8 protein-coding genes are annotated in these 8,750 nt (G+C 72.5%); 2 read left to right on the forward strand and 6 right to left on the reverse strand.

Going from position 1 to position 8,750, the window contains the following annotated elements; genetic code table 11:
- Window position 1 precedes the first annotated feature (1 nt).
- Together HHX41_RS28055 and HHX41_RS28060 are read right to left on the reverse strand one after the other, a co-directional pair.
- A complete protein-coding gene (locus HHX41_RS28055) occupies window positions 2-799 on the reverse strand; it encodes a purine-nucleoside phosphorylase (RefSeq protein ID WP_396705628.1) in 798 nt (265 codons plus the stop codon).
- A gap of 53 nt (window positions 800-852) precedes the next feature.
- Window positions 853-1,305 (reverse strand): gamma-glutamylcyclotransferase, encoded by a 453-nt coding sequence (locus tag HHX41_RS28060; RefSeq protein ID WP_169985433.1) that lies wholly within the window; start codon window positions 1,303-1,305, stop codon window positions 853-855.
- A gap of 137 nt (window positions 1,306-1,442) precedes the next feature.
- Here HHX41_RS28060 and HHX41_RS28065 point away from each other — a divergent pair, with 137 nt between their 5' ends.
- Entirely contained in the window at window positions 1,443-2,837 is a 1,395-nt protein-coding gene (locus HHX41_RS28065; RefSeq protein WP_169985435.1) for an NAD(P)H-quinone dehydrogenase, read from the forward strand.
- Between the two features lie 4 nt (window positions 2,838-2,841).
- Here the strand turns inward: HHX41_RS28065 and HHX41_RS28070 are convergent, their stop codons facing one another.
- Window positions 2,842-4,014, reverse strand: coding sequence for an MFS transporter (locus tag HHX41_RS28070; protein WP_182908355.1), 1,173 nt, complete (start codon window positions 4,012-4,014; stop codon window positions 2,842-2,844).
- Between the two features lie 46 nt (window positions 4,015-4,060).
- Between HHX41_RS28070 and HHX41_RS28075 the strand changes: the two genes are divergently transcribed.
- Window positions 4,061-5,089 carry an ROK family transcriptional regulator gene (locus tag HHX41_RS28075; protein ID WP_169985439.1) on the forward strand — a complete coding sequence of 343 codons (1,029 nt, stop codon included), beginning with the start codon at window positions 4,061-4,063 and terminating at the stop codon, window positions 5,087-5,089.
- Window positions 5,090-5,162: 73 nt separating this feature from the next.
- Here the strand turns inward: HHX41_RS28075 and HHX41_RS28080 are convergent, their stop codons facing one another.
- The 3 genes from HHX41_RS28080 to HHX41_RS28090 all read right to left on the reverse strand — a co-directional run.
- Window positions 5,163-6,398 (reverse strand): pentapeptide repeat-containing protein, encoded by a 1,236-nt coding sequence (locus HHX41_RS28080; RefSeq protein ID WP_182908356.1) that lies wholly within the window; start codon window positions 6,396-6,398, stop codon window positions 5,163-5,165.
- Between the two features lie 272 nt (window positions 6,399-6,670).
- Complete coding sequence (locus tag HHX41_RS28085; RefSeq protein ID WP_220504488.1) at window positions 6,671-8,047, reverse strand: hypothetical protein; 1,377 nt, start codon at window positions 8,045-8,047, stop codon at window positions 6,671-6,673.
- Window positions 8,048-8,316: 269 nt separating this feature from the next.
- Window positions 8,317-8,750 (reverse strand): biotin/lipoyl-containing protein (locus HHX41_RS28090; protein ID WP_310742206.1); only part of this gene is annotated, 434 nt, incomplete at its 5' end.

The raw sequence follows: 8,750 nt of genomic DNA on the forward strand, positions 1-8,750 counted from the left end.
CCTACAGCTTGTCGACGACCTGGGCGAGCAGGACGCCCATGCGGGCGGCCGTGACCCGGCCGACCTCCAGGACCTCCTCGTGGTTGAGCGGCTCGCCCACCAGGCCCGCGCCGGGGTTGGTGACCAGGGAGATCCCGAGCACCTCGGCCCCGGCCTCCCGGGCGGCGATCGCCTCCAGCACGGTGGACATGCCCACCAGGTCGCCGCCGAGCGTGCGCAGCATGCGGATCTCCGCGGGCGTCTCGTACGTCGGGCCGCGGAAGGCGACGTACACCCCCTCGGCCAGCGTGGGGTCCACCCCGCGGGCGAGGTCGCGCAGGCGCTTGGAGTAGACCTCGGTGAGGTCGATGAACGTCGCGCCGGTGATCGGGTTGTCGCCGGTGAGGTTGATGTGGTCGCTGATCAGGACCGGGTCGCCCACATTCTGGGTCTCCGGGCGCAGCCCGCCCGCCGCGTTGGTCAGCACGACCGTGCGCACCCCGGCCGCGACGGCCGTGCGCACCCCGTGGACCACCGGCTCCACCCCGCGGCCCTCGTAGAGGTGCGTACGCCCGAGGAAGATCAGGGCGTTGAGCCCGGCCGAGGTGCGCACCGCCCGCACCGTGCCCGCGTGACCGGCGACCGCGGGCGGGGAGAACCCGGGCAGTTTCGTCACCGCGAGTTCGGCGACCGTCTCACCGATCGCGTCCGCGGCCGGGACCCAGCCCGAGCCCATGACGAGGGCGACGTCGAAGGAAGAGATGCCGGTGAGGTTCCTCAGCGTGGTCGCGGCCTCGGCCGCCAGGTCATATGGGGTCACTTTGCTGAGGGTACAGAAGCGCATGAACCCGGCCGATAAGTGCCGGGGCCGTGTCAGTCGCCGAGCTTCTTGCAGGGCCGGGTGCGCAGCCACGTGACGTAGTCGTCGGGCGCGCCCGCCTTCTCCGCGGACTCGGCCAGGATGCCGATGTACCGCGCCGACGGCAGCCCTCCCTCGTAGGAGTCCAGCACGTACGACCAGGCGAGCACGTCGCCCTCCAGCGTCGCGACGCGGAGCCGGACCTTGCGGTAGAGGCCGAGGTCGGTGCCCATCCAGCGGTCGAGGGACGCCTCGTCCCACTCCGGCACGTCGTACAGGACGACGAATACCTGCTCGTCGGCGTCCTCGACTATCGTGGCGAGAGCGCCCTCCCAACTGACGTCCTCGCCGCCGAAGGTGAGCCGCCAGCCCGGGAGCCAGCCCGTTCCTCGCATGGGCGAGTGGGGCGCCCACTCCGCCATCTGCTTGGGGTCCATGTTGCTGCCGTAGGCCGCGTAAACAGGCACGGCACACAAGCCTAAACCAAGATCCCGGAAGTTGGACGGGTAGCGCGCACCGGGTGTGGCGAGAGAAATCCGCGTAGTCAGCCCGTTACGCGCCCCTCGCCGGGAATGCGAAGCCAGGATGCGTGACAATGGAGCATGTGACAAGGATCGTGATCATCGGTGGTGGCCCCGGCGGATACGAGGCGGCCCTGGTCGCCGCGCAACTGGGCGCCCAAGTCACCGTCGTGGAGGAGGAGGGCCCCGGCGGGGCGTGCGTGCTGACCGACTGCGTGCCGTCCAAGACCCTGATCGCCTCGTCCGTCCGTAAGCAGGCGCTTCTCGACGCCTCGTCCCTCGGGGTCCACTTCGACGGCGGTCCCGACGGCGACGCCGGCGGGGTGGCCGTGGACATGATCGACGTGAACAAGCGCGTCAAGGAACTCGCGCTGGCGCAGTCGAACGACATCGCCGCCCGGCTGGCCGCCGAGGGCGTGGAGGTCATCCGTGCCCGGGGCCGTCTGGTCGATCCCCAGGTGGTGCGGGCGGGGGACCGTACGATCCGGGCCGACGTGGTCATCGTGGCGACCGGCGCCCACCCCCGCGTGCTGCCCGGGGCGGAGCCCGACGGCGAGCGCATCCTCAGCTGGCGGCAGCTGTACGACCTGGAGGAGCTGCCCGAGCACCTGATCGTGGTCGGCTCCGGCGTCACCGGCGCCGAGTTCGCCGGCGCCTACCGCTCGCTCGGGTCGCAGGTCACGCTGGTCTCCTCGCGGGACCGGATGATGCCCAACGAGGACGCCGACGCGGCCGAGGTGCTCGAGGAGGTCTACCGGCGGCGCGGCATGAACGTCATGGGCCGCTCGCGCGCCGCCTCCGTGAAGCGCACCGAGCACGGCGTCGTCGTGACGCTGGAGGACGGCCGCACCGCCGAGGGCAGCCACTGCCTCATGACCGTCGGCATGGTCCCCAACACCTCCGGGCTCGGGCTGGAGGACAACGGCGTGCGGCTCGACCGCAACGGCTTCATCGAGGTCGACAAGGTGTCGCGGACATCCGCGCCCGGCGTGTACGCCGCGGGAGACTGCACCGGCGTCCTGATGCTCGCCTCGGTCGCCGCCATGCAGGGCAGGATCGCGGTCTGGCACGCGCTCGGCGAGGCCGTGCAGCCGATCCGGCTGGCGACGGTCGCCGCCAACATCTTCACCGACCCGGAGATCGCCGCCGTGGGCGTGTCGCAGCGGCAGATCGAGGCGGGCGAGATCGAGGCGAACGTCGTCAAGCTGCCGCTGGCCACCAACGCCCGGGCCAAGATGCAGGGCTTCAACGACGGTTTCGTGAAGCTGTTCTGCCGTCCGAACACCGGCATCGTGCTCGGCGGCGTCGTGGTCGCCCCGCGGGCCTCGGAGCTGATCCTGGCCGTGTCGCTGGCCGTCCAGCACCGCCTGACCGTGGACCAGATCGCCCACACCTTCGCCGTCTACCCGTCGTTGTCGGGCTCGATCACCGAGGCCGCCCGCCGCCTCATGTCCCCGCTGACCGCCGGGGGCATCTGACCCGTCAGTCCGCACACGCCGCGCCCACGGGGACGCGGGCGGCGGCGCCCGGACGCGGCCGCAGGGCCCGCGCCGGCCAGATCATCGCCGCGACCATGCACGTCACCAGGGCGAACGCGAACGGGAAGGCGAACGCGCCGGCCAGCCAGCCGGTGACGGGAGGAGCCACGAGCCCCGACATCCAGGTGATCGTCGCGACCCCCGCGACGCCCTCGGCGGGTGTCCGGGCGACCTGGCCCGCCGCCGCGAACACCAGGGGCACGACGACGGCGATGCCGGCGCCGAACAACGCGAACCCGGCGATCACCGGCACGGGAGTGCGGGAGGCGACCACGATCACGCCGCCGAGGACCGCTGTGACGGCCCCCGCGCGCACGGTCGCGACCGGCCCGAGCCCGCGCACCACGAAGTCTCCGCCGAGCCGCATCGCGACCATGCACGCGGTGAACACGGCGTAGCCGGCCGCGGCGACGCCCGCTCCGGCCCCGGCGACGTCCGTGAGGTAGATCGCCGCCCACTGGCCGCTGGCCCGCTCCGCGAAGGTGGCGAAGAAACCGATCAGGCCGATCAGCAGGACGGCCCTCGGCGGCACCGTGAATCGCGACGGCGGCTTCTCGTCCGGCGCGGGCCCGTCGTCGAGGAGCGCACGGCTTCCCGCCGCGCCCGCGGCCACCAGCGACACCGCCACGAGGATGAGATGAGCACGGGCGTCCAGCCCCGCCTGCGCGGCCACCGCCCCGACGCCCGCGCCGCAGAGGTTGCCGACGCTCCACATGCCGTGCAGGCCGGACATGACCGAACGGCCCAGCCGCCGTTCGACGAGCACGCCCTGGGCGTTCATCGCCAGGTCGGACATGCCGGCGGCGGCGCCGGACAGGAGGAACGCGGGCACCAGCCACAGGGGTCCCGGCGCGAGCACGGGCAGGGCCAGCGACGCGCACCACAGGGCCAGGAGAGTCCGGGTCGTGGCCCTGGCTCCGAACCGGTAGGCCAGCCGGGCGGTCAGCGGCATCGTGAGGAACGAGCCGACCGGGGGGCAGAGCAGGATGAGCCCGAGGACTCCGGTGTCGATGCCGTGGTGCTCCTGGAGCCACGGCATCCGGGTGGCGAGGGTGCCCGCCACCGCTCCGTGTACGGCGAAGACGAGGGCTGTGGCCCGTTGATGTCTGTCTCGCATGGGGATAAATTAATAGGTAGGGTTCCTGATAAAAAGTGGGTTCTTCATGAAGACCGCGACGCCCCAGCTCGCACGGGCCATCAACGACCGGCTCGCACTCGATCTGCTGCTGGAACGTGGCCCGCTGACCGCGCCGCAACTGCGCGCGCTCACCGGCCTGTCCCGCCCGACCGTGTCGGACCTGATCGAACGCCTCCAGGTCAACGGACTGATCCGGGTCACCGGGGAGAGCGGCGGCGACCGGCGCGGCCCCAACGCCCGGCTCTACGGCATCGTCGCCGACCGGGCCTTCGTGGGTGGTGTGGACGTGCGGCGTGACGTGGTCAACGTGACGGTCGCCGACATCACCGGCGCGACCGTGGGCTCGGCGACACGGCCGATCGGCGAGAACCTTCCCGCGCTGGTCGCGGAGGCGCTCACCGAGGCGGCCGGCTCACGTCCCCTGCACGCGGTCGTGATCGGCGCGCCCGGCATGGTCGACCCGCAGACCGGAGACCTGTCGGCGGGGAACGCCGAGCCCGCCTGGCGGCCCGGGCTCCTCCCGGCCCTGCGCACGCTGGTCGACGCGCCGGTCACCGTGGAGAACGAGGTCAATCTGGCCGCCGTCGCCGAGCACACCACCGGGGCGGCCGCCGGGCGGGACGACTTCGCGCTGCTGTGGCTCGACGACGGCGTCGGCGCGGCCGTCGTGCTGGACGGCAGGCTCCGCCGGGGCGCCTCCGGCGGAGCCGGCGAGATCGGCTTCCTGAGCCGGCTCGACATCACGGTGTGCGACCTGCTGGGCGCACAGGCCGTACGCGGGGTCGGCCTGCCGGCCCTCGCGGACAGGGTCGCGACGGCCGCGTTCACGCTCGTCGCCGTGCTCGATCCGGGCCTCGTCGTGCTCGGCGGCGCCACCAGCCTGGCGGGCGGCGACCCGCTGGCGGCCCTGGTCGCCGAGCGCCTGACGGAGGTCTCGCCCGTCCCCGTGCACGTACGCGTGAGCGGCATCCCCGACAACCCCGTGCTGCGGGGCGCCGTCTCCACCGCTCTCTCGATCGCCCGCGACGCCGTCTTCGGACAGGGCCGCCGCTGACCGGCGGACCCGAGCCCGCCCGGTGACCCGCGGGGGCGGTCGCCGGGCGGGCCCGCCTGCCGGCGGGGGACGGTCAGTGGTGGCCGCTCGTGCCGGACAGCCCCGATCTGACCGTGTGCAGGGCCTGCCGCCCCCGCGCCACCGCCACGGCCGCCGCCTGCAGGTCGTACGGCGTCTGGGCGACGTGCAGCGCCTGCTTGGCCGCCTCGTACGCGTCGAGCGCCGCGCGCCATTCGTAGGTCGGGCCGCTGACCTGGTTGATCTTCATCTCGAAGTCGAGGGCGTCGATCTCCTCGCCGAACCGGGTCACGTCCTCCTCGGCGGCGTGCCTGGCCACCGCCATCTCGGCCACGAACCGCTCCTTGCGCCGGTGCGCGACACCCCACAGGATCAGCGTCAGGCTCAGGCCGAGTCCGGACAGGATGACGAGGATGAGCGCGGGCGACGGGCCCTTCGGGCGGACGACGTTCCCGGGCACGTCCCGCGCCCCGGTCGTCTCGTCCGCGGCCGTGACCTCCCCGCCGGCCGCGTCCTCTTCGGCGGGCGCGCCGGGCGCGACGGCGTCGTCGGGGAGGTCGGCAGGCGTGCCCCGGGCACCGGTGAGGTCCACGTCGTCGGCCTGGGTGAAGGAGGCCTTGTCGACGTTCGCCCCGTGGAAGTCCGCGCCGTCCAGTTCCGCCTGGGTGAACTCCGCCTCCGACAGGTCGGCGTCCCTGAGCACGGCATGCTCCAGGTGGGCCTGGCCGAGCTTGGCCTCGCCGAGCTTGGCCCGGGTGAAGTCGGCCGTACGGCCCTTGATCTGCCCGAGCGTGGCGTCCTTCAGATCGGCGTCAACGAGTTTGGCGTCGGTGAGGTTGGCCTGGGTGAGCACGGCCCGGGTGAGGACCGCGCCGGTCAGGTCGGAGTGCGGGAACTCGGCCTGCACGGCGTCCGCGTCGGCGAGGATCGCCCCGCGCAGGTTCGCCTGCTTGGCCCGCATCTGACCCATGTCGGCCTCGGTGAGGTCGGCGCCGCGCAGGTCGGCGTAGTCGAGATGCGCCTGGCCGAGGTCGGCCTCCTTCAGCGAGGCCTTGCGCAGGACGGCCCCGGTGAGGTCCTTGCCCGTGAGATCCACCGTGTCCAGCTTCGCTCCCGTGAGGTCGGCACACCGCAAGCTGTAAGGCAGCGTCGCGCTGGTGAGGTCCTTGCCGCGCAGGTTGGCGCCGCTGCCCGGCTTGCAGGGAGCCGACGCCGCGTGAACGGCGGTCGCGGGAAGTGAGAGGAACGCGAGCGACAGGGCGGCGACGAGGGCAGGGACGAGACGACGCACGGGGGGCCTCCTGAGGGGAACGCCCCGAGTGTCCCACGCGATCTTTACCCCTGCTTGCAATCCGCTTGCCCATGTGCATGGTCACGTACGGCACAAGCGTGGGCGAGGGGTGACGCCTGGAGTTTTCCGTATGATCACGCACCGCATCGACCCAGGTCGCGTGGCACCTGTGCGACAAACTGCGAGATCACGACGTAGGGCGGGTGGGAATGACGAAGGGGCGGGCCATCGGGCCCGCCCCTCGTCGATGCCGCGCCGGTAGCGCTCAGGCGTTACCAGTCGCCTCCGCCGAAGTCCCCTCCGCCGAAGTCGCCGCCGCCGCCCCAGTCGCCGCCTCCGCCGAAGTCTCCGCCGCCGCCGCCCCAGTCGCCGCCGCCTGCGTCCACGCCCGCGGCGTAGCCGGAGTCGTACCCGGCGCCGTAGCCGCCGTGGCCCCAGCCGCCGAAGGCGCCGCCGAGCATCGTGCCGACCATCATGCCGGTGAGCAGGTCGCCGCCGAAGCCGCCGTAGTAGCCGTACGCGTAGGGCTGGTAGGCGGGACCGGCGTCCCAGTACGGCCGGCGCTGGCCGTTGACCATGACCTCGCGCATCTGCGGGTCGAAGCCGCGCTCCACCGCCTCGGCGTCCGCCGCGCAGGCGGGGACGTCGCGCACCGCGCCACCGGGCGGCGCCCAGCGCACGTTGCGCACCGACGGGCCGTGCTGGGGGTTGAAGAAGCAAGGGGGCAGCCGCTCGGGCAGCGGCTGGTCGTTCACGCGCGCCTTCACGCAGGCCAGCGCGTAGCGCCCGTCCTCCAGGGTGGAGGTCACCGTGCGCAGCTCGTCCGCCCGCCGGACCGCGGCCAGTTCGTTCTTGGCCCGCTCGTAGGAGTCGAGCGCCCGCTGCCAGTCCGTCGTCGTCTCGGACTGCGGGAGCATCTTGACGTCCATGTCGAGTGCGGTGATCTCCTCACCGAACTTCGTGACGTCCTCCTCGACCGTCTGCTTGACGGCGGCGAGCTCGGCGGCCTCGCGCTCCTCGCGCTTGCGCTTGTTGCGGCGTCCGACGATCCACAAACCGGCACCTCCCACGACCGCGATGCCCAAAATCCCGACGAGGACCCCCGAACCGCCGCCACCGCCGACGGTGCTGCCCTTGGCGCGGGCGGCCTTGACGTCGCCCTCGCGCACCAGGTTCACCCGGTTGACGAAGTCCTTCATGCCGGTGACCACGTCGCTGTTGGAGCTCGTGGACAGCCGGGTCAGCGTTCCTGCCGCGTTCTTGGGCAGCTCGCTCGATCCGGCGAACAGGCTGTTGCCGTCGAGGAGCGCGACGGTCGCGCTCGACCGGCCGGCCTTGTCGAGTTCGGTCAGGAGCTGCGGGATGTAGGTGCTCACCTGGCTCGTGGTCACGGTGCCGTCGGGCATCGCGACGACGTAGATCTTGGACTTCGAGTCCTCCAGCGCTTGGCGGATCTCGTCCTGCTGACTGGACGACAGCGGGGTGCCGCTCATGGCGTACAGCGGGTTGCCGCTCTTCCAGGACGACAGGACCGTGGCCGGGTCCGGGGGAGCCGCCGCCATCGCGGCCGGGGCGAGTGCGAGCATTGTGATGAGCCCGGCGAGCAGCGCCGCCAGGGCGGCCCCCACCCGGCCGAGCGGTGTCTTCATGGTCACGGCTTCAAGCCTCCTTCGCCCTACTGGACGAACGGCAGGGCGTGATGGTTCCTCCACAAAAACCTATCGTTCCGCATAGGCGACGGGGCATGCGTCCTTCCGGCCGGCAAGTGGCCCTCGCGCCGCTCGCCGAACCGTCTGTCCCGATCCGCCGCCGGCCGCCGCAAGGCGATCAAGTCGCGACGGAGGAGAGGTGCGTCATGGTGCTCCGTCGCGGTACGGCCCGTCACTTCTCGTGAGAGGTGACGGCCGGGGCGCCCCGCTCAGGCGTCCTTGATCTCGCACAGGACGGCCCCGGCGGTGACCGTCTGGCCGACGGAGGCGGCCAGGCCGGTGACCGCGCCGCCCTTGTGGGCGGTGAGCGGTTGCTCCATCTTCATCGCTTCCAGGACGACGATCGTGTCGCCGGGCTCGACGGTGTCGCCGTCGGCGGCGACGACCTTGACGATCGTGCCCTGCATCGGGCTCACCAGGGAGTCACCGCTCGCCGCGGCCTTCTTGGCGCCGCCTGCGCCCGGCCGTCTCGGCGCGGTCTTCCTGGCCGGGCCGGAGCCGCCCGCACCGCCCACCGCGCCCAGATGCGGCGAGCCCAGCCCGGCGGGCAGGACGACCTCCAGGCGCTTGCCGCCGACCTCGACCGTGATGCGTTCCCGCTCGGCCGGCTCCGCGGCGCCCATCTCGCCCTCATACGGCGCGA

The organism is Microbispora sp. H13382 (assembly GCF_014161445.1).
Taxonomy (GTDB): domain Bacteria; phylum Actinomycetota; class Actinomycetes; order Streptosporangiales; family Streptosporangiaceae; genus Microbispora.

What these genes read in the sequence shown, in the direction of transcription:
- HHX41_RS28070 (WP_182908355.1), bottom strand. Translation starts at nt 4,014, where the DNA reads ATGCGAGACAGACATCAACGGGCCACAGCCCTCGTCTTCGCCGTACAC.
- HHX41_RS28075 (WP_169985439.1), top strand. Translation starts at nt 4,061, where the DNA reads ATGAAGACCGCGACGCCCCAGCTCGCACGGGCCATCAACGACCGGCTC.
- HHX41_RS28085 (WP_220504488.1), bottom strand. Translation starts at nt 8,047, where the DNA reads ATGAAGACACCGCTCGGCCGGGTGGGGGCCGCCCTGGCGGCGCTGCTC.